Raw genomic sequence first — 22,867 nt, 5'->3', positions numbered from 1 at the left:
TTTTCCAAAAAGAATATACACAAATTTCTTTGATGCAACACTAGAAACCTAGGGTTTCCTAGCGAAAACAAATTGCCGATAGGCAACTTTGTTCTTTTGTAAATGGCATTAGGACTATAGACCTATAAACTTAGAGAGTGTTATAAAACGCTGACAAAAATTTTGTATCTTCAACAATTTTTGCAAATTCTATGCTATAATTGTGCTATGCAATTTTCGAAATATTCAACCTAAACCAGGAGGATAATAAATGTTTAAAAGGAATTATAGGTTGCGGCTGATTGCAGTATTTCTAGTAATAACATCTATTCCTTTGTTATTCATGGGCGTTATGATGCAAATGGGATTTCAAAATTATATTATGGATTTGTATAATGGAAAAATCATGCATCAGTTAGATAGTCAGATCAATATGACCGATCAGTGGTTTCAGAACAAAATACAGAATTTAAAAACCGTTGGTCAGGCGGTAACGCTGCTGGAAGATAAATCTCTTGGGCTAGAGGAACTGAATAAATACTTAGAGAATCAACGAAAGCATGTACCAGAGTTTTTCAATATATTCATCACCCTGGAGAATGGCCTAAGCCCTGCTGCTTTAGAAAGTAAACCGGGAATAGACTTTAGAGAGAGGCCATGGTATGTGAAGGCCAAAGAAAAGAGTGCCACAATCATATCGCAGCCCTATGATGATATTATTACAGGGACAGAGGTCATTACCATCTCTCTGCCGATTTGGGATCAACAGGGAAAGTTCATGGGGGTTATCGGGGGAGATCTAGATCTAACATCGATGAAGAATATGGTACGATATATAAATATTACGGATAAATCGACACAATTTGTCCTTGATGGTCAAGGAAAGATCCTGTGGGAAGATCTACATGGAAGGGACAAAGCAACAATAGACAGTAGGGATTTGGAAAAGCTGAAGAACGGCAAAGGATCCTTCCTGCAGATCGATCAGAATGGAAGGCCCATGATCGCAACCTATGTGGATTTACCCACTGTCGGCTGGCAAATTGCTGTGTTTTCGGATATGGCAGACTATTATGGCTATGTGAATAGAATAAAATACATATTTTATGGGCTGGCAGCTGCTACCATGGGGATCATGATACTATCTGCTTTTATAGCTTCAAAGCAAATTAGTAAGCCCATGATTGAATTAAAGACTGCTGTACAAGGTGTATCCATGGGGAAGTTCGATATACATATAGAACGAAAGTATCATGATGAAATAGGAGAAGTTATCGACGCATTTAATCAGATGTCAGCCACTATTCATCAAAATTATCAAGACTTAACCCAGCAAGCCGTGCAGTTGATGGATGGGAATCAGCAGCTACAGGACATGAACATACAGCTAGAGCTTTCTTATGAGCAGCTTCAAGAAATGAATATGGAGCTAGAGGCATCCTTTGAGCAGCTTCAGGCCACTTCAGAGCAGTTAAATCATTCTGAGCAAAAATATCGATTGCTCATAGCAAACATAACGGATTTGGTATGGACCATAGATGAAGACGGGAATACCACTTATATCAATGATTCTGTAGGGGATATATTGGGCTATAAAAAAGAAGACATATTAGGAAAGCCTATTGAATCTATTCTATGCCCATATCATGATTATGAGAATTGCAGCGATATTATAGGGGCTTTGAAGGAAAAGGATTTCAACAATCTAGACCTCTGGATGTTAGCCAAGGATCAGGAAAAGCGTCATATTATTGAAACTACCACAAGAAGATTATTCCATGAAGGCAGATTTGTTGGTGTTCAAGGCGTGGGTAGGGATGTAACTGAATATGTGAAGATGAAGCAGGAAATTATCAATAGAAATAAAGAACTGACCGTGTTCAATGAATTGAGTTATGCTTTGACGAACTCTATCTCAAACTTGAAAATGGATGTGCTTTTAAGCAATATTGTCAGTAAAGTGGTGGAGTTGATGGAAGATGTGGCCATTTGTACTATTCGACTGCTGGAAAATGATAAGGAGCTGGTATTAAAGGCTTGTACAGGCCCGTTGGCCCATATGATTACCCAAGAGGCTATTCTAGTAGATCAAGATGGTATGGGCATGGCAGTGAAGAAAAAGAGGGTTCTGTCTTTAAAAGAGCTAGAGGATGGATATATTTCATCCTATAATCAACATATTTTGGATACAAAAAAAGTAAATGATGTGGTGTTTGTTCCTTTGATGATTAAAGACAATGTGATCGGCATCATGACAGTCTCCAGTGAGACTAAAATCGAGGAAAGTCATATCCATATTTTAAGCGCTTTATCCAATCATGCTGCTGTAGCTATTGAGAAAGCTAGACTGTATGACCAATTAAAGGAGGCTTATTTTAAAACCATCAAAGCCTTGGTCATTGCAATAGAGGCAAAGGATACCTATACCCAAGGACACTCTGCCCGGGTAGCCCATTACGCTACTTTGATTGGTAAGCACTTGGGATTAACGGATGCAGCGTTGGATGATCTCCAAGTTGCAGGGATTCTCCATGATGTCGGAAAGATTGGCATCAAAGAGACAATTCTAACAAAGCCAGGTAAGTTGGATGAAGATGAATTTAAGCAAATTATGGAGCATCCCAGCATAGGAAATCGAATCCTAGAGCCTATAGGACTTCCAAAAGAAATCATGGATGCTGTATTGCTTCATCATAAGCGTTACGATGTACAAGGATATCCACACAATATTCAAGTGTCGGAGCTTCCTATTTTTGCAGAGATTATTGGGGTTGCAGATGCCTTGGATGCCATGCTATCCAAAAGGTCTTATAGGCAGCCCATGTCTATAGAGGAGGGCATAGCGGAACTGAAACGTTGCAGCGGTACCCAGTTTAGCCCTAAGATTGTAGATGTTATGGAGAACATCTATCAGACGAATGTACATGCCATCCGTGAAATCGCAGGCGCATAAGTATAAGGCAGCAAGAAAGCTGCCTTTTTCTTTTTCATGAAACTTTTGTAAGAGAACCATAAATTCTGCTATAATGGATATGGTTGGACAAGTAAAGCTAACCTATGGAAATGAGGGTGAAGAAAATGGCATATATGGCCTTATATAGAAAATGGAGGCCCCAGATTTTTGAGGATGTAGTGGGGCAGGAGCATATTACACAAACCTTGAAAAATCAAATTAAAAACGATAACATCGCCCATGCATATTTATTTTGTGGTACCAGGGGTACAGGAAAAACCTCTACAGCGAAGATATTTGCCCGGGCTGTAAATTGTATGAACCCTACAAACTTTAATCCCTGTAACCAATGTGAGGTATGTACGGGGATTCAGTCGGAAACCATGATGGATGTCATTGAAATTGATGCAGCCTCCAACAACGGTGTAGATGATATTCGGGAAATTCGAGAAAATGTAAAGTACCCGCCCACTAAAGGAAAGTACAAAGTATATATTATTGATGAGGTTCACATGTTATCTACGGGCGCCTTTAATGCTTTGTTAAAGACCCTGGAGGAACCGCCTCATTTTGTGATCTTTATTCTGGCGACCACAGAACCCCATAAGATTCCAGCAACCATCCTATCCCGATGTCAGCGTTTTGACTTTAAACGGGTGAAAGAGACGGATATGGTAGGGAACTTGGCATTTATTTGCCGGGAAATGGGGATTGACATAGAAGAAAGTGCGTTAAAGCTTATCGCAAGAAATGCTGATGGCGGAATGCGAGATGCTCAAAGTCTATTGGATCAATGTATTGCCTATACCCAGGAGAAAATCACCTATGATGATGTGATCGATGTATTAGGAACAGTCAATGATAGTTTTATTTTTGAGCTGGTGGATCATATTGCCAAGGGAGATGCCAAGGCAGCCATGGAAGCTGTGGATAGTTTGGTAGCTGCGGGAAAAGATATCCATCAGTTTATCAAGGATTTGATTCAGCATTATAGAAACCTTATGATGACAAAGGTGGCTGAAAACTTGGAAGGTATTGTGAACCTTTCCAAGGAAAACATAGAGCGCTTGAAAACTCAAGGCAAACAACTGGAGAACCATTCTATTATCCGCGCCATCCATGTGATGTCTGAGACCGATGTGGATGCAAAATGGTCTACCCAGCCCCGGATTCTCCTAGAGGTTGCCATCATTAAGCTCTGCCAGCCTGCCTATGATCAATCCATGGAAGGGCTGATCGAACGCATTCATGCCTTAGAGAAGAGCATTCAATCCGGGAATATCAAAGTCCAATATGTAGAAGCGGTGACAGAGAAGGGAACTACAGGAACGGTTCAGGAAAAGGCAGAAGAAGAGGAAAAGAAAAATCAGCCGTCCGTTCAAGAACTACCTGTAAAGCCCGTTAACTTTGAAGCCCTTGAGCGAGTTTGGGACGCTATTCTAAAGGAGATCCGAAAGAGAAAGATTTCTGTTCATGCGGTTTTGATGGAAGGAAGACCTGTGGGGGTAGATAAAAATGCGCTTCTGATTGCTTTCAAGGATGGCTATGGATTTCATAAGGAAGCTGCAGGAAATAGTCCCAATAAGGAGTTTATTGAAGGTGTGATTGGAGAACTTTTGGGGCAGAAAATTAGCATTAAGTGTGTGATGGAGGACGAAGTAGCAAGCCTCTCCACAGCAGCCAAAGAGATATCTGCATCCCAGGAGGATCTGGAATTGCAGAAAATTATCGAATTATTTGGAGCCGATTTGGTGGAAGTCGTAAAAGATTGATTTGAAAAAATCTAGTTTTTAAATGATTCATATTGTATGATATAATAGGGATAAAATGGATAAACTGTTATCATGAAAGAGAAGAATGGAGGAACAGAAATGGCAAAGGGTAAATTTCCAGGAGGCATGCCTGGTAATATGAATAATATGCTAAAGCAAGTACAAAAAATGCAAAAACAAATGGAAGAACTTCAAGAGGAACTGAACCAGAGAGAAGTGGAAGCCAGTGTTGGTGGAGGCGCCGTGGAAGTAAAGGCCAATGGAAAGAAGGAAATCCTATCTGTGACCATTAAGCCAGAGGTCGTAGATCCAGATGATATTGAAATGCTTCAGGATTTGATCCTTGCAGCTACCAATGAGGCCTTAAGAAAAGCCGATGAGATGGTTACAACGGAGATGGGAAAAGTTACAGGTGGATTAAGCATGCCGGGATTATTCTAGGTCATAGGCCGAACCCTTTGGGGTTCGGCTTCAATTATACCATCATATGTTGAGGTGAGGATATGAATCATTATGCTGGCCCTATCGCCAGATTAATAGAAGAGTTTTCAAAGCTGCCTGGAGTAGGACGAAAGAGTGCTCAACGACTGGCATTCCATGTATTGAACATGAAGGAAGCAGATGTGGAAAGTCTTTCAGCGGCGATCATAGAAGCAAAACGAGGTACAAAGTATTGTTCCGAATGTGCCAACATCACGGATATAGACCCTTGTGTCATTTGTAGAAATGAGCAAAGGGAGAAGACAATCATATGTGTGGTGGAAGACCCTAGGGATGTGGCTGCTATGGAAAGGGTCAGAGAATTTAAGGGCGTGTATCATGTGCTGCACGGCGCCATATCGCCTATGGAGGGAATCGGTCCTGAAGATATCAAGATTCGGGAGTTGTTGATTCGTATCCAAAATGGGCATGTGGAAGAGTTGATCATGGCTACCAACCCAACCATCGAGGGAGAAGCCACGGCCATGTATATTTCCAAGCTGGTGAAGCCCATGGGGATCCGGGTTACAAGAATTGCCCACGGCATTCCAGTGGGTGGAGATCTGGAGTATGCCGATGAAGTCACTCTGTCTAAGGCCTTAGAGGGTAGAAGAGAATTATAGGATGATGCGATACTTATCAATTACATCAAAGTCCCTGGAGAAATCATATTTGATGCGAACGGATTAACAAAAGAGCAAATACTCAGTTTACAGCCATTTGTTAAAGAAGTTAAAATCGTAGAAGAGAAAAGGATTAATAAATCTTTTTAGAACGATAAGTTTTGCAAAGGACCATGGTTGGAAGAATATCTTCTTAAACCATGGTCTTTTAATTCGCATTATCAATAATTAAGCAGCAACCCAGGCAACCTATTGAAGAGAGCAGTTATTCAATTTGACACTTGTAATTTTCTGGAATATATTATAAATAACAGATATTGTGTTATGGATTGAACAAAGGGGGAATAAATATGAATAGAGTATTCACGCTGATTCTATGTGTTATAGTAATATTTGGATTGATAGGATGCAGTTCAGTAGAACAAGAAGAAGCGTCAAAGATCATCGAAATGGTGAAAGTCATGGAGCAAAATGGGCATCAGCTAGAGCGTTTCGAGATCACCTATGATCAATATAAGGAGAATACCGATTCCCTGATCGCAAGCGGATTTACAAATAAAGAAAAGGAAGTTTTGTTTGGTTTCGATGGAAAAATGTTTACGGGAAAAACGTTGACAGGTGTTACGCGGGAGGAAATGCTGGAGTTGAAAGAAGCCCTTAAAAATGCTTTGAAGGATTCCTGGAGAGAAGCAGCCTATGATACGGTGTATATTTCTGATGTATACGATAATGATACCTTTGGATGGAAGTATGTTTTAACAAAAGAGACGATAACGTTTGAGAATATGCCGGATACCATTCGTTACAAGAAATATATGTTCAAGCAATCGGACGATGGGTGGAAGATTTTCGATATTACTGATATGACAACCTCTATAGATAGGATTCATCCGAAAGAGGTAGAGCAATATGAAAAGCGGAACGGGGAAGCTATAAAATACACCCATAGATTGGATGCAAAAAACTAAAACAATAGGAGCTAGGGAAAGGAGAAAAAAGAAATGTCAATCGATTCAGAAGATGATTTAATAGCCTTGAAAAAGATAGGAAAAATTGTGGCGATGGCAAGAGAAGCTATGATTCAGGCAATCAAGCCGGGTATTACCACTTCAGAGCTTGATGCAATTGCAGAAGCCATTCTCTCAGAGCATGGGGCAAGATCTGCGCCCAAATATGAATATAACTTTCCAGGAGTAACCTGTATTAGCTTAAATGATGTTGCGGCCCATGGGATACCTGGTTCACGTGTTCTGCGTGAAGGAGATATTGTGAACGTGGATGTATCGGCAGAATTAGATGGGTATTATGCAGATACAGGCGCTACAGTTGCCGTAGGGAGCGTATCTCCTGTAAAAAAGAATCTTATTGAATGCTCAAGGGCTGCCCTTAGCAAAGCCATAGAGAAGACAAAAGCCGGAACAAAAATCAATCAGATTGGCCGGGCTATATCCAATGAAGCAAGGCGATGTGGATTTACTGTGGTTAGGAACTTGACTGGCCATGGTATAGGAAGGAAGCTCCATGAAGAGCCCCATGATATCTTAAACTATTGTATTCCATCGGACAATAGGCTGCTGGCAGAAGGAACTGTACTAGCAGTAGAGACTTTTATATCAACGGGCGCACAATATGTTGTGGAAGAAAATGATGGCTGGACATTAAGAACACCTGACGGCAGCTTCGTAGCCCAATTTGAACATACAATTGTAGTCACTAGAAATGAGCCAATCATACTTACCACAGTATAAAATTTGAGAATAGATGATCTATTTCCACATGACACAAATTATGGATATATTTCCCAGCTTAATTCATAAACGAGTAATGATGATTACTCGTTTTTTGGTACTTAAGATTATCTGTGGTAACGTATATTCTTTAACGAGGACATGGGATTATTCCATATTTTTTATGGTACTGGGATCATAAATGCAAAGTTTTACGACAAAAAAAGACAACGATTGACAAGGTTATCTATTTGACATAATATGTAATGGTTAGAGTGAATTGTTTAATCTGGAGATGCTGTGGCGATAGCTTGAAGTCAAAGGAAGAAACCCTTTCGGTACTTAACATGATTTTAGAAGCATTTCATTCTTAGAGGGAGAGGCAAACATATGTTAAATGATTTGATTATAAATGCGGCTATATTGGTAGCGTTTATAAGTGTGGGCAATCAGGTCTTTAGAGATAGTGGGTTAGATGAAAGGTCTCCTTTTTTATTGAGAGTTTTATCGGGAGGCATTAGTGGTATTTTAGGAATATTACTTATGTACTACGGTATGAATATCACAAATAAAGTTATCATTGACTTTCGCAATATTGCTATCATTATTGCAGGAACCCTGGGTGGGACAATGTCTATTGGGATTGCTGCCTTTATCATAGGGTTGTTCAGGGTGTCGTATTATGGTATCAGTGATTCTTCTATTGCAGCGCTGATTGTTACATTTTTGATGGATATAGGAGTTTCTGCCATATTCCGCAGGCAGATCACCATGGGTAGGAAATGGTTCTTATCTGTTTTGTATTGTACCGTTATCAGCTTGATCGCCATCGCTATACTTTTGTGGCATGATATTCCATTATTACCCACAGTGGTAATAAATTATGTGGGTGGGACGGCCATCGTATCTGTCGTGATCTATAAATATATGAAATACCTTCAAGGGGTAACCCAGTTATTTAAAACGCTCAAGGAGGAATCAATCACCGATTATCTGACGGGTCTCTACAATGCAAGGCAGTTTAATAGGGTGTTTGATGAGATCGTTGGGAAAGCCATAGAAGATCAGAAGATGGTTTCTTTATTGCTTATTGATATTGATTTTTTCAAAAAAGTCAATGATACCTACGGACACTGTGAAGGAGATCAGGTCTTACGAGAAATAGGAAAGATCTTATCTCATTCCTGTAGAGCCAGTGATATGGTTTCACGAAATGGAGGAGAAGAATTTTCTATATTGTTGCAAGATTGTTCGGCAGCCCAAGCTTATGAAACGGCAGAACGTATTCGTAAGATCGTAGAGAATCATCCCTTTAAACTATCTGATGGAATAGAAATAAAAATCACTATATCCATTGGTATTTCCACCTATCCGGAAAATGTGAAGGATTTGAGGAAGATCATTGAGAATGCAGATAACGCTCTGTACGAAGCCAAGAGAACCGGACGAAATAAGATTATTTTTCAGAGCTGATGATGAAAGAAAATATATATTTATATGGAAGCATGATTCGAAAGGATATAACTTTTGAATCATGCTTTTTTTATCTTTAAGCTGATAGCCAGGTTAGTCTATACAGGTCTAAGGGATGTTCTGAATTTGCTCTGACCTTCATAATATTTAATAAACCATCGGTCTGAAAAGAGGGGTTCATTTATGAGGAAAATATAAAAGGGGTGAAAAGAATTAACATAATTAACAGAAATTTTATCATTCATTAATTCCCCATTAATATTCCTTTCATATAATGATAATAAGCAGGAAAATAACTCGATAAGAGGAAAGGACGGTGAAGACCTCGATTCTCGTAATCGAGGGCTCTATGCACAAAATGTTTGTACTGGATACCAGTGTCTTGCTACATGACCCGAGAAGTCTTTATGCTTTTGGAGACAATGATGTAGTTATTCCTGCAGTTGTAATAGAGGAGATTGATGGAAAGAAGAACCATCAAGATATGGTAGGCAGAAATGCCCGGGAGATTGCCAGGGAGCTAGATCGTTTAAAGGAATTAGGTAGTCTTTGTGAGGGGATTGAGCTACCGAACGGAGGTGCACTCCGGGTAGAAATCAATCATAAAAGTCTGAGTGGATTTCGAGAGTATTTCCATGAAATAAATAATGATAACAGAATCTTAGCGGTGGCTTTAAACCTTCATAAGGAAGAGGATATGAAGGCAGATAAAAGGCAGGTGGTCTTGGTTAGCAAGGATGTTATTATGCGAATCAAGGCAGACAGCTTAAACATTATGTCTCAGGATTACCTTCATGACAAAATTGAATATGCTGAAGAAGAGTACCAAGGTATTCTGAATGTGAGTGTGGATCCTGATGTCATTGACCGTGTATATCGGTTGGGTGTCGTGAATGAAGGAGATTTAGAAGAAATTTCAGCGAATTATCATATACATCCCCATCAGTTCGTGATTTTAAGAGACAGCTACGGAAGTTCTAAATCAGCGATTTTGAGGTATGATGTTGTGATGAAAAAATTCCATCCCTTGAGGAAAGGGGAGGAGGCTTACTGGGGCATCAAGGGAAGAAATGCAGAGCAACGGATGGCTTTGGAGTTATTGCTGGATGATAGTATTCGATTGGTTACCCTTACAGGAAGGGCAGGTACGGGGAAAACATTATTGTCTCTGGTGGCTGGCTTGGTAAAGGTTCAAGATGAGAGAGTATACCAAAAACTGTTGATCACGAAGCCTGTTGTACCGGTGGGACGAGATATCGGATTTTTACCAGGAGACAAGGATGAAAAGCTTAGACCTTGGGTGCAGCCTATCTATGACAATCTTGAGTTTTTATTGGATGCAAAACATATTACAGATATCAAGAACACGTTGATCGGATTAAAGAATATTGAGATTGAAGCCATGACCTATATTCGCGGAAGAAGTATTCCCAACCAATTCATCATTATTGATGAGGCACAGAATCTAACAAAGCATGAGGTAAAAACGATTATCACTAGGGTGGGTGAAGGAAGTAAGATCATCCTAATGGGAGACACGGAGCAAATTGATCACCCTTATTTAGATTCCCAATGCAACGGGTTAACTTATGTGGTCAATAAGTTCAAGGACGTAAGTATTGCAGGCCATGTGACCTTTAAAAAGGTAGAGCGTTCTGCCTTAGCTCAGTTGGCAGCAGAGCTGCTTTAATATCGGTAGAAAAAGTAATTTGCAGAAGAGAAAGGAGGGATGTAGCCATGATGGGAATGTTGGACGGAGCTAGGGAAGAACCAGACCGTTCTGTATTCGACTTTCAGGGGGTATTTTCTCCACGGGATGGGAAAAAATATTTTCAGTTTCCTTTTCAAGTACAAAATGGTGCTTCTAAAATCGTGGTGAAAGTGGAGTATGATAAGACCAGCGAGAATGTGTTATATCTGCAGCTATATGACTACAGGAATTTTAGAGGAATTGGAAAATCCAGTGATAATGGACAGAAAAAACAGCTATCTATTATCATAACACCGACCCATGCTTCCCCTGGTGCTATATTCGGCAATTTGCCGAGGGGAAGATGGGTTGCAGAAATTGATGCCGATGAAATCCCTATGACCTGTAAATATAACCTTACGATAGAAGTCTATTACCATACGAAAGTGAATACCCGATTTGCTATAAAAAAGCCAAAATATAAGGAGCGAATTTTGATCCCCGAGGAGAATTGGTATAAAGGGGATCTTCATATTCACTCCATTGAGAGTGATGGGCGTGAGCAAGTACGGGAGATCATCCAAGAAGCCCGAGATGTAGGGCTAGATTTTATTGCCATTACTGATCACAATACCATTAGTCCATGGCAATACTTCAAGCGGTATAAAGATATTTTGCTTATTCCCGGTGTCGAGCTATCGACCCATGATGGGCATGCCAATGCCATAGGCCTAGAGGATTGGGTGGATTGGAGATTGGGATATAGAAACAGGACGATTCAGCATGTGATTCAGGATACCCATGATCAGGGTGCGTTATTTTCTATCAATCATCCTGGGATCAGGAATGAGAAGGGTGAAGAGAGTTTTAGAATAAAGAATATAGATATAGCCACCATAGACTGTATCGAAATATGGAATGGGCCATGGACCAAACATCAAGTCCAAGCCAATAAGCGGGCCCGAGATCTATGGACCCAATGGCTAAACGAGGGATATCGCATAACAGCCATTGCTGGGAGTGATTTACACAGTTTAAAAACCTACGGAGTACACTTGGGGAAGTTGATAAATCATGTCTACAGTAAAAATCTCTCACAGCTTGCCTTGCTGGAGGCCATCAAGGGTGGCCGAGTGTTTCTATCTATGGGGCCGAAAGTCTATTTTACAGCCAATGATGGCATGGATTGCTACATGATTGGAGACATCATAAAAACAAATAAGAACAGAAAAATAACATTTTCTATCCATGCTGTAAATGTTGATTCTCGTATGGAAATCAGAGTCATCAAAGATGGGCAAGTACTGGAATGCTATGAATCGCAAGGAAAAGAACCCGTTGCCCTATGCTTTCAGGAAGAAGTCTCTCAAAAAGCCTGGTATCGGATTGAGATCCATGATAAGTCTGCCAAGGATACAATGGACTCTTTATTGGCAATTACAAACCCAATCTATATAGAAGAATAACCTGACGCTTTGCGTCAGGTTATTCTTCTATATAAGCTCATACTTGAGGAATTTCATGTATAAGTTAGCCATAATTTGGTTAAGATACGAATACAAAGTATGATTGAGGGGGATTATGTATGAATGGTTTAACAAACTTTGGAAGAAGAAGTGGAAAAGCTGAAGGAAACTTCAAGGATATGCTAAGCAATTTCTACGCAAGGGTAATTATAGGAGAAGATATGCGCTCCGAGGAAGATAAAATGTTGGAGAACATTCGCCAAGCCCATGATGATTGGAGAAATGCGGAGTCTTATTTTCAAACAGTAACCGATCCAGATCTTATTGACTATGCAATTTATAGAGTAGAAGCTGCTAGAACGAGGTATACCTATCTTATGAAGCTGGCAAGAGAAATGGGCGTAAGAGGAAATACGCAATAGGATAGAACAATCATTATTTTATAAGTTTTGGTACAGACTCAAGAAGAACTTTTCTTCTCGGGGTCTGTTTTTTGATTTTTGAAAGATAAAACAGTTATATTTTTGGTACAAAGCCTATATAATTACTATAGGGAAAATGGAAGTTAGATAATTGGGAGTGACAGTGTATGGGAATGGGAATTGAACTGAATATCATATTGGCCTACGCCTTTGGATTGATTCTACTTTACATTGCTGGATATATATTACTGGTGCCGATTAAAATCATTATCAAGTTGGTATACAATGGGATTATCGGCGGTATTCTATTGTTTATCCTTAATCTGATCGGCGGCTTCTTCGGTTTTGGGGTTGCCATTAATCCTATAACGGCCCTGGTGGCTGGGTTTTTAGGCGTACCGGGTGTACTTCTGATGTTGGGGCTGCAGTACCTATTATAGGATAGAATCATCGTTTGAAAAATGAAATTTGTCAACAAAAAGCGTCATTTTTGTAAGGAAGAAAACCTCGTTCGGGCATGGTTGCTGTGCTAAAACGAGGTTTTTATTATAACTCGATATTGTGAAAATATTCAGTTTGAAGGAAAACTTATGCACGCCGTCATGCAGAAGTCGAAATTTAATCAAATTGCCAGAAACCAAGGTGAGGACAGTGTATGATTGTATACAGTATTAGGTTGACACTCATTTTGCCTTCTGTTATACTAAATTTTAAGAGCTGTAGCAGCATAGTATGCCCAAAAACTATGCAAGATATACATACTGTTACAGTCAATTTGTTCATCTGTACTAATACAGAACGGACGATGGGAGACTGTACTACAACAGATCTCTGAGGAAAAAATCATCAGATTTTTCAATGTGTTGGCAACATGTTGAAAAGGTTTTCCTATGAAGGGGAATTTTGTCGATCATTCATAAGGAAAGCAAAAGAAGGATATTTCTATGCATTCATATGGAAGACAAAACATTTATATTTATTTAAAGGAGGATACAAAATGGCAAAGAAAATGAAAACCATGGATGGTAACACCGCTGCCGCATATGTGTCTTATGCATTTACAGACGTAGCAGCAATCTATCCAATCACGCCTTCATCAAACATGGCAGAATTTGTAGATGAGTGGGCAGCCCATGGGCAAAAGAACATTTTTGGACAGGAAGTACAAGTAACAGAAATGCAGTCAGAAGCTGGAGCAGCAGGTGCCGTACACGGTTCATTGGCAGCCGGTGCACTGACGACTACTTTTACAGCATCTCAAGGATTACTTTTAATGATTCCAAACATGTACAAAATTGCTGGCGAATTATTACCAGGTGTATTCCATGTAAGTGCCCGTGCTGTAGCAGGACATGCACTTTCCATCTTTGGTGACCATTCTGACGTAATGGCTGCAAGACAAACAGGATTTGCATTACTTTCTTCAGGTAGTGTGCAAGAGGTTATGGATCTTGCTGGTGTAGCCCACTTAACAGCAATCAAGTCAAGAGTACCATTCCTCCACTTCTTTGATGGATTTAGAACTTCCCATGAAGTTCAAAAAATTGAAGTGATCGATTATGCTGATTTTGCAAAACTAGTAGATTATGATGCATTACAATCTTTCAGAGATAATTCATTAAGCCCAAATCATCCTGTAACAAGAGGTACTGCTCAAAATCCAGATATCTTCTTCCAAGCAAAGGAAGCCTCCAATAGATTCTATGATGCTGTACCAGATATGGTTGCGGATTATATGGCAGAAATCAGCAAGCTTACAGGAAGAGACTATAAGCCTTTCAACTATGTAGGAGCTCCAGACGCTGAAAATATCATCGTTGCCATGGGTTCTGTCATTGAAGCTGCTGAAGAGGTAGTAGATTACCTTCTTGCAAAAGGAGAAAAAGTTGGTTTATTAAAGGTTCGTTTATATAGACCATTCTCTCCAAAATACTTCTTTGATGTATTGCCAAAAACAGTGAAGAAAATTGCTGTATTAGATAGATGTAAGGAGCCAGGTTCAATCGGTGAACCGTTATACCTTGATGTACGTTCATTGTTCTACAACATGGAAAATGCACCATTGATCGTAGGCGGACGTTATGGATTAGGATCCAAAGATGTAACACCTTCACAAATCAAGGCTGTATATGACAACTTAAAGTTAGATGCACCTAAGAATGGCTTTACCGTAGGTATTGTAGATGACGTAACAAATACTCATCTTGAAATTAAAGAAACTGTGAAGACTGGACCTGCTGGCGTAACAAGATGTAAGTTCTGGGGATTAGGATCTGATGGTACAGTTGGAGCAAACAAAGATGCTATCAAGATTATCGGGGACAAGACAGATCTTTATGCCCAAGGATATTTCTCCTATGACTCCAAAAAATCTGGTGGGGTTACAATTTCTCACTTAAGATTTGGTAAGAAACCAATTAAATCAACTTATCTAATTGATGAAGCTGACTTTATCTCCTGTTCAAATCAAGCTTACGTAAATCAGTATGATCTATTAAAAGGTTTAAAAGATGGCGGTACTTTCTTATTAAACTGCAAGTGGACACCAGCAGAGTTAGAAGAGAAATTACCTGCAAACATGAAGAAATATATTGCTGAAAAGAACATCAAATTCTATACAATCAATGCAACAGATATTGCTACTGAAATTGGTTTAGGAAATAGAACAAATATGATCATGCAATCTGCATTCTTCAAATTAGCTGAAGTTATTTCGTTGGAAGACGCAGTACAATACTTAAAGGATGCTGTTGTGAAGTCTTATGGTAGAAAGGGAGAAAACATCGTAAGAATGAATCATGCAGCGGTTGACAAGGGTATCGATGCATTGGTGAAGATCGATGTACCTGCTTCTTGGGCAAATGTAGCTGAAGATGAAGCTGCTGCTACAATTGAAGCACCAGATTTCATTAAAAACATATTGATCCCAATAAACAGACAAGAGGGAGATTCCTTGCCTGTAAGTACTTTCGTTGGCAGAGAAGACGGACACTTCCCAATGGGAACTTCTGCTTATGAAAAGCGTGGTATTGCAGTAAACGTGCCAGAATGGCAAATGGATAAGTGTATCCAATGTAACCAATGTTCATTCGTCTGTCCACATGCAGCGATCAGACCAATCCTTGTCAATGAAGACGAAACGAAGAATGCACCTGAATGCTTTAAGACATTAAAGGCTATGGGTAAGGGCTTCGAGGGTCTTGGATATCGTATGCAAGTAAGTGCATTGGATTGTACAGGATGTGGAAACTGTGCAGACATCTGTCCAGCTAAAGAAAAAGCATTAATTATGAAACCAATCGAAACACAAGTAGATGTAGAGATTCCAAACTGGGATTATGCAATGACTGTAAAGGTAAAAGATGATTTAATGTCAGTTACAACATTAAAAGGCAGCCAGTTTGCACAACCATTGCTTGAGTTCTCTGGTGCATGTGCAGGTTGTGGTGAAACACCATATGCTAAAGTTATTACACAGTTATACGGTGACAGAATGATGATTGCCAACGCCACTGGATGTTCATCTATCTGGGGAGCTTCAGCACCTGCAACGCCATACTGTAAGAATCAAGAAGGAAAAGGTCCAGCTTGGGCGAACTCATTATTCGAGGACAACGCTGAATATGGTTTTGGTATGGCCCTTGCTGTTAAGCAAATGAGAAACAGATTAGCAATGATTATGAATGAATTGGTAACGTTAGATATTCCTGCTGAGATGAAAGAAGTATTTGCTGCTTGGTTAGCTGGAAAAGAAGATGCAGACGCTTCTAAGGCAGCTACAGCGAAAATTCTTCCGATTCTCGAAGCAAACAATATAGGAGATGCAAGAGCTAAGGAAATTCTTGCTGAGATCAATGAAAAGAAAGATTACCTCATCAAGAGATCACAATGGATCATTGGTGGAGATGGTTGGGCTCAAGATATCGGTTATGGTGGACTTGACCATGTATTGGCGTCTGGTGAAAATGTAAACGTACTTGTATTTGATACAGAGGTTTACTCCAACACAGGTGGTCAGTCATCTAAGTCTACACCAACTGCTGCTGTAGCGAAATTTGCTGCATCTGGTAAGAAGGTGAAGAAAAAAGATCTTGGTATGATTGCTGCAACTTATGGTTATGTATATGTGGCTCAGGTTTCTATGGGCGCAGACAAGAACCAATTCTTAAAAGCTTTAATCGAAGCTGAAAAGTATGATGGACCATCCCTGATCATTGCTTATGCACCATGTATTGCCCATGGTATTAAGGAAGGTATGGGACGTACCCAAGCCAATGCTAAACAAGCAGTTGAAGCTGGATATTGGCATTTATACAGATACAATCCAATGCTGAAGGAAGAAGGAAAAAATCCATTCATCTTGGATTCTAAAGAGCCGACAACAAGCTTCCAAGACTTCTTAAAGGGTCAAGTAAGATATACTTCATTGATAAGTCAGTTCCCAGAAATAGCTCAGGAGCTATTTGACAAGGCTGAAAAAGAAGCAAAAGAGAGATATGAAAATTACAAGAAAATGGCTCAATAATTAAACTAACAAAAGCGAGTGGAGACGTCCACTCGCTTTTTATTGATTGGGGTTAATCTTCGTGGCAGAGGCAGAGGCAATCGTAACCTTTACTTCTACATCAAACTTTACCTGCTTATAGCCTTCTTCCCAGTTTACATCTTCATAGAAGGCAGGATACTTCGCATTTACGTATTTCCCAATGGCTAGTATGTCTGCGTTTAATTCCTGTGTTTTTTTTACCATAGTCTCTAGCTGCTTTGATAACAGTTTCTCCAATTGCTTCGCGGCCAAGACGTATTCCTCTTGATCGGATTTAACGGAAGATTGGGCAGCGTATTCTGAAATCCTTCCGGTTAATTCTAATTGCAGCTTTGCATGAACCTTACCATCTTTTAGGAGTACTTTTATTTTGGAAGAGGAACGTTTTGTACGAATGGATACAACCTGCTTTTTATCACTTTGTGGCATAGAACTTTCGACGATATAGTACGGAGAAGCTAAGCGAGGATTCAGAAAAAAAGTTAAAACTCTTGTATCATTTTCATCAAGAGTACCTACCAGTTCATGATTATGAAATACTGCTGTTTCGCTTACGCTTAGTATATTATTGCTGGTTGTGATAATGGGTAGTATGCCACAGGACCTTTTACAATAGAGATTAATGGCAAATTGATCCAAAGTCATGGGAATAGCAAAGACACTTTTGCCAAGCTCTAGTTTCGTATTTAAGTCTTCCATGGGAGAAACATCTAAAGGATTAACAGATGCCAGAACGTCTTTGGCTTTTTGAGGCGTAACCAATAGATAGACCTGTCGCTGTATTTGAGGATTTCGCAACAAGGTATCTAGCACCAAATTCAAATTTTTTTTTGCTACTTCTTCGTTGATGATTACAACTTCTAAATGGCCTAAAAAGATAGGATTTCTTGTCTCTTTGTTCATGGTTTGTATTGCATCTAATATAGTTTTTGCAGATCGACTGATAATTCTTGCTTCTCTTGTAGAAGTAACTCCAGATTCTAAGGAAATGGAAGGTCTTGGAATACGCACTGAGACCAAGAGGTTTTCCCCATCTTCATCTATACCAATGCCGGGTACTAGATAATTGTTTTGAATTTCATTAAAATCCCAGCAGCCTGTCAATGTGAATAGAAAGAAGTATATAGAAAATAGAAGTAATTTTTTATTCATTTTAGAACACCTCTTAGTTTGCCGACAATAAGCAATAATATTGGGATGAATAATACAGGGACGAGACCAACGTTACCCGTGAATTCCAAAACCTTAAAATTCTCATCAATATTTGATGGTGCTTGAGCAATATAGAAGGATACTCCAAAAACAAAAGCAATAATCAAACCCTTATTCAGTTGAGGAAATATTTTGGTTAAAAGATAACAACTTGAAAAAAAGTAAATCCCTACAGTGGTAATGGCAGCAGACAACCAGAGAAGAAGAAAAATTAATTCTGCCCTTTCTACGATCAAGTATGGAATTGCTATGGACTTAAATAGGCTGACGATAGGATAGACCAGGAGCTTCAATTGCTCTTTCCCAAAATAGCCAATGGTTACGGTTGTGAGAGCTACATATAGGATGCCGATAAAAGAAATACTTAGTAAAGTATTTTGCTTTACCTGTTTCTTTTCTGCAACATATTTATAAAAGATAAATAGCATTTCTACACCAAAGAGAGAAAGAAATGATTTTTGCACGCCTTTTGCAAGGTGGAGTGGATCGATATAAAATATAGGTTGAATATTATACAGCTTTATAAAAGGTAGTGCAGATGAAATAATAAGAATTAATGAGCCTACCACAGCGGGTAACAATATAGAAGAAAAGCGAGCCAATACTTCAATATTGTGAAAGCTTAGGAAAACGACAATTCCAATAAACACAACCAGCAATACTTTGGTAGGAGTTAGAGGAAGCATCCAGATATTTACCGTGCCCGTTGTGAACCGTGAGGTAGAGGATACTACTAAAACAAAGTAAGCAACATATAGGAGAGCGATAATCTTTCCAAAATAAACGCCTGTGATCATGCATGAAATTTCGTAAATATCATGATTGGGAAAATACTTTAGCAATTTTAAAATAAGTAACGCAGCGAATAGGATAAATACGGTTCCTAAAAGTACAGCTAACCATGATGTGGTGCCTGCTTCCATGGAAATGGACCGGGGTAAATTGATAATGCCAATACCAATAGTTGCAGTAATGATAATTGCTCTAAGCTGGAAAATGTTAATTTGCTCTTTACTCATTTTTCTTCACCTTCGTTTGATCTTGAGGTCGGTAGTAACTATGTCGTTTTTTTGATAAAAACACAGGAACTCGTACCATATCCTTTAAATAAGTTAGAAGTCCTTTTTCACTAAAAGGTGCCATGTAAGGAATGCCAAAAGAAGTAATGGAGCAAAGGTGGATGATAAAGAGTGTCAGCACAGCTCCGATTCCGAAAAGACCAAACAGCGCTGCCCCTGCAATCAGGAAATACTTCACAGCCCGATAAGTAGCAACCATATCTTCATAGGGAATAGAAAAATATCCAATGGCGGATAGCGCTACTACAATAGTTAAGAATGGACTGATCAGGCCAGCTGTAATGGCAGTCTGGCCTATAACTAGCCCCCCTACGATACTAATGGAAGGGCCAATGGGATGAGGGATTCTCAAACCTGCTTCCCTTAACAATTCTAGCGTAAGTTCCATTAGTAACACTTCTACGATGAGAGGAAATGGAATGATGTAGCGAATCTGGGAAAAAGGAATGGCCAATTTTGTTGGCAGCATATCTAAGTTTACAGCCGTTAGAGCGATGTACAGAGGTGTGGCCAAAGTTGCTAAAAAAGCACCTAGATATCGTATGAATCTCCCCAGGGTTGTAATATAATATCGATCATAAAAATCATCCTGTAGGTGAAAAAAATCCAAATATACAGTAGGCAGCAGCAATGCTGTTGGACTGTTATCTGATAAAATAACGACTTTTCCTTCCAAAAGATTAGATACCACCTTATCTGGTTTTTCGGTTTGTAGGACCTGTGGGAAGATAGATAAGGGACGATCCTCGATAAAATGGGCAATGTAAGTACTGTCGGGTATATTATCAAAATCTATAGCTTGCAACCTTCTTTTCGCTTCTATAACAATATTTAAATTGACAATGTCACGAACGTAAATCATGCACAGCTGGGTACTGCTTCGCCAACCTAAAGTCATCCCATCTATTTGTAAATTGACATTTTTGATTCTTCTCCGAATTAAGCTGCAATTGGTTTTCAAATCTTCTACAAAAGCATCTCGAGGACCTCTTAAATTTTTTTCTAGTTGTGAGTCTTCGATACTTCTTTTTTCCCATTTCATGAAATTGAAAGCATATGCATTTTTGTATCCATCGATAAGCACGAGAACAAATCCATTCATTAGATCCCTATAGATCTCTTTGAAAGTCTCAATGGTTAAGGAGTTAGAGGGGAGTAGTTGATTTTTCTCAAATAAAGTATTTATGGATATTTCTGTATTTACAAGGCTGTTAATCAATAGATTTCCAATACTTGTTTCATCGACAAAGCCTTCAAAGTACGCAATCGCCATTTTTTCATCTTTGCGACTGGTTAATTCTCGTATATGTAGGTCATTGCTATCACCGAAGGCGGTTTTGATAATCTGAACATTTTTCTTCAATGAACTAGTTAAAGGGCCATCGTATATGGGGGTAGTGTCAAACTGTATATCTCCAATGGGGAGATCATCCCGGTTCTTGTTTTGCTGTAACATTTTCTGTAGCTTTCTTCTTCTGAACATGGCATCACCTTAATGTTGAATTTTTCTTAGTATTTGTGAGGTCTATATAGATTATAAGTATTAGGGAGATAATTCATGCAATGAAATTATAACAAAACATTTGAAAAATTTTAAATAATCTGATTTAATAATAGTGTAGGCATTATATCAAGGATACAAAGGGGGAATCATCAAGATGGAAAGGCCTATATTAAATGTAGTGGAAAGAAAAGAAGCTGGAAAGAATCCATTGAAGAACATTAGAAACGAAGGATTTGTACCAGGGGTGATTTATGGACACAACAAAGAAAACAGAAATGTAGGGATCAACAAAAGGGAATTAGACAGAGTGCTTACCAAGTATGGTGTTGGATCAAGTGTAGAGTTAAAGGTGGGTGATACATTAAGGCCTGCCATTATCAAAGATATTCATCGGCATATTACAAAGCAGCATGTATTACATATGGATCTTCAAGAGTTAGATTACAATGAAAAGATAAGAGTAAAGATCCCGCTTTATTTGTTGAACAAACAAGTAGTAGAGTCCAGTGTTTCTGTAGTACAACAGCAGATTGCAGAGCTAGAAATTCAAGCATTCCCTCAATATTTGCCGCAAAGTATCGATGTAGACGTATCAAACATGAAATTTGGAGAACCCTTGAAGATTAGTGAGTTGGCAGTATATCAAGATGAAAACATTCAGGTGCTTCATGATGGGGAAGAGATCGTTGCATTAATTACCACAGCTTCTAAGGTAGAAGCTGCCGCCGCCACAGAGACAACAGAAGATAAGCTGAGAAAATTATATTAAAAGATATGAAGGGGTATAGCGATGTCTATGCTCCTTTTTATTTGAAGCCTTCCTGCAAACAGATCTTATGTTATTTCCTATGTATTAGAAAAAAACAAATTGGACATAATGACTACTAGATTTGATCACAGGAGGGATTCGTATGTTTAAATCAAGTATGCACGCGGATTTAAGAAGCGAAGTTGGTTCCAATGCTTGCCATAGAGTAAGAAATACTGGACATATACCAGGGGTAGTTTATGGACATCACATAGCTACAAGACTGATTGAGATAGACCGGAAAGAGATTGATACCATATTAAGAGAGCATGGTACAAATGTGTTTTTAAGCTTAGATATGGATGGAAGAGATTCCACAGTATTAATCAAAGAAATACAAAGACATCCGGTTTCTCATGATATTATCCATATGGACTTTCAAGAGATATCCAATGATAAGAAAATCCATACAACAGTTCCAATTATCCTAAGGGGTAGAGAGAAGGTTGAAACGAAGAATAGTGTGGTGCAGCATCAATTGAGAGAGCTGCATATTGAGTGTCTGCCTCAACATGTTCCGAATAGCATTGAACTGGATATTACGATGCTGTCACCAAACCATCCCTTACGAATTGCAGATATGGAGTTTGGAATGGAGCTAACCGTTCTGAATGAAGCAAATGAAGTTATCGCATCTCTTGCAAGGGCAGAAAAAGTTATTGATGATCCTGGCGAGGAAGAAAAATAGTCCAACAAAATTATAGATATTACTATTGAAGTAAAATGAAATGAGCAAGTGAAAAGCTTGCTCATTTCATTATGAGGAAGAAATATAAAATTACATAATTTGTAAACGATTTATGTATTGACTCTATTTATCAGATATGGTATAGTAGCTATTGTCCCTTTTCACAGGGGTGAGGATCAACCGGTAGGAAAAATTACCAGTTGATTGGAGTGGGTAAACGTGATAATATATATTTTGTCGCCACGTGAGGCAAGGTGATAAAAATTACCAAAGAAAAACGTGTTGACATAATGTAAAAGATATGATATAGTATTAAGAGTCGGCAGCACACGCTGACGGCTGGAAAAAATACTTTGGTCTTTGAAAACTACACAGTGTAAGAATTAAGCCAGCATATAATGGTTAGAAATAACCACCCAGAAATTTTTTATAGAGAGTTTGATCC

At 39.0% G+C, this 22,867-nt stretch carries 17 protein-coding genes; 14 read left to right on the top strand and 3 right to left on the bottom strand.

What is annotated here, in order from left to right; translation table 11 throughout:
- The first annotated feature begins 250 nt into the window (after positions 1-250).
- From HNQ80_RS24395 to nifJ, 12 genes are all read left to right on the top strand, one after another.
- A complete protein-coding gene (locus tag HNQ80_RS24395) occupies positions 251-2,932 on the top strand; it encodes an HD domain-containing phosphohydrolase (RefSeq protein WP_184313655.1) in 2,682 nt (893 codons plus the stop codon).
- 110 nt (positions 2,933-3,042) lie between these two features.
- Complete coding sequence (gene dnaX / locus HNQ80_RS24390; protein WP_243183552.1) at positions 3,043-4,704, top strand: DNA polymerase III subunit gamma/tau; 1,662 nt, start codon at positions 3,043-3,045, stop codon at positions 4,702-4,704.
- A 99-nt stretch (positions 4,705-4,803) separates the two neighbouring features.
- On the top strand, positions 4,804-5,145 hold the full coding sequence (locus tag HNQ80_RS24385) for a YbaB/EbfC family nucleoid-associated protein (RefSeq protein WP_184313652.1): 342 nt from the start codon (positions 4,804-4,806) through the stop codon (positions 5,143-5,145).
- Between the two features lie 62 nt (positions 5,146-5,207).
- Positions 5,208-5,807: a recombination mediator RecR gene (recR, locus tag HNQ80_RS24380; protein ID WP_184313650.1), complete on the top strand. Its 600-nt coding sequence runs from the start codon at positions 5,208-5,210 to the stop codon at positions 5,805-5,807.
- 350 nt (positions 5,808-6,157) lie between these two features.
- Positions 6,158-6,775, top strand: a complete 618-nt coding sequence (locus HNQ80_RS24375) for a hypothetical protein (protein ID WP_184313648.1) — start codon at positions 6,158-6,160, stop codon at positions 6,773-6,775.
- A gap of 33 nt (positions 6,776-6,808) precedes the next feature.
- A complete protein-coding gene (map, locus tag HNQ80_RS24370; RefSeq protein ID WP_184313646.1) occupies positions 6,809-7,555 on the top strand; it encodes a type I methionyl aminopeptidase in 747 nt (248 codons plus the stop codon).
- Positions 7,556-7,924: 369 nt separating this feature from the next.
- Positions 7,925-9,007 (top strand): GGDEF domain-containing protein, encoded by a 1,083-nt coding sequence (locus tag HNQ80_RS24365; protein WP_184313644.1) that lies wholly within the window; start codon positions 7,925-7,927, stop codon positions 9,005-9,007.
- A gap of 316 nt (positions 9,008-9,323) precedes the next feature.
- A complete protein-coding gene (locus HNQ80_RS24360; protein WP_330603009.1) occupies positions 9,324-10,697 on the top strand; it encodes a PhoH family protein in 1,374 nt (457 codons plus the stop codon).
- Between the two features lie 47 nt (positions 10,698-10,744).
- A complete protein-coding gene (locus HNQ80_RS24355; protein WP_184313642.1) occupies positions 10,745-12,163 on the top strand; it encodes a CehA/McbA family metallohydrolase in 1,419 nt (472 codons plus the stop codon).
- Between the two features lie 119 nt (positions 12,164-12,282).
- Positions 12,283-12,585 carry a YaaL family protein gene (locus HNQ80_RS24350; protein WP_207727180.1) on the top strand — a complete coding sequence of 101 codons (303 nt, stop codon included), beginning with the start codon at positions 12,283-12,285 and terminating at the stop codon, positions 12,583-12,585.
- A 167-nt stretch (positions 12,586-12,752) separates the two neighbouring features.
- Complete coding sequence (locus HNQ80_RS24345) at positions 12,753-13,025, top strand: pro-sigmaK processing inhibitor BofA family protein (RefSeq protein WP_184313641.1); 273 nt, start codon at positions 12,753-12,755, stop codon at positions 13,023-13,025.
- 557 nt (positions 13,026-13,582) lie between these two features.
- Complete coding sequence (nifJ, locus tag HNQ80_RS24340) at positions 13,583-17,110, top strand: pyruvate:ferredoxin (flavodoxin) oxidoreductase (protein ID WP_184313639.1); 3,528 nt, start codon at positions 13,583-13,585, stop codon at positions 17,108-17,110.
- 39 nt (positions 17,111-17,149) lie between these two features.
- Here the strand turns inward: nifJ and HNQ80_RS24335 are convergent, their stop codons facing one another.
- From HNQ80_RS24335 to HNQ80_RS24325, 3 genes are read right to left on the bottom strand one after another with little or no spacing between them, the layout of a single operon-like run.
- On the bottom strand, positions 17,150-18,283 hold the full coding sequence (locus HNQ80_RS24335) for a Ger(x)C family spore germination protein (protein ID WP_184313637.1): 1,134 nt from the start codon (positions 18,281-18,283) through the stop codon (positions 17,150-17,152).
- Positions 18,280-19,362 carry a GerAB/ArcD/ProY family transporter gene (locus tag HNQ80_RS24330; RefSeq protein WP_184313635.1) on the bottom strand — a complete coding sequence of 361 codons (1,083 nt, stop codon included), beginning with the start codon at positions 19,360-19,362 and terminating at the stop codon, positions 18,280-18,282. The genes HNQ80_RS24335 and HNQ80_RS24330 overlap by 4 nt, the downstream gene beginning before the upstream one ends.
- A complete protein-coding gene (locus tag HNQ80_RS24325) occupies positions 19,355-20,905 on the bottom strand; it encodes a spore germination protein (protein ID WP_184313633.1) in 1,551 nt (516 codons plus the stop codon). The genes HNQ80_RS24330 and HNQ80_RS24325 overlap by 8 nt, the downstream gene beginning before the upstream one ends.
- Positions 20,906-21,080: 175 nt before the next feature.
- Between HNQ80_RS24325 and HNQ80_RS24320 the strand changes: the two genes are divergently transcribed.
- Both HNQ80_RS24320 and HNQ80_RS24315 read left to right on the top strand, forming a co-directional pair.
- Complete coding sequence (locus tag HNQ80_RS24320; protein WP_184313631.1) at positions 21,081-21,695, top strand: 50S ribosomal protein L25; 615 nt, start codon at positions 21,081-21,083, stop codon at positions 21,693-21,695.
- A gap of 142 nt (positions 21,696-21,837) precedes the next feature.
- Positions 21,838-22,422 (top strand): 50S ribosomal protein L25, encoded by a 585-nt coding sequence (locus HNQ80_RS24315; protein ID WP_184313629.1) that lies wholly within the window; start codon positions 21,838-21,840, stop codon positions 22,420-22,422.
- The last annotated feature ends 445 nt before the right edge of the window (positions 22,423-22,867 follow it).

Origin of the sequence: Anaerosolibacter carboniphilus (genome assembly GCF_014205875.1) — a bacterium.
Lineage (GTDB): Bacteria > Bacillota > Clostridia > Peptostreptococcales > Thermotaleaceae > Anaerosolibacter > Anaerosolibacter carboniphilus.
The sequence above is the reverse complement of the archived record's forward strand: the minus strand, read 5'-3'. Positions and strand labels throughout refer to the sequence as shown.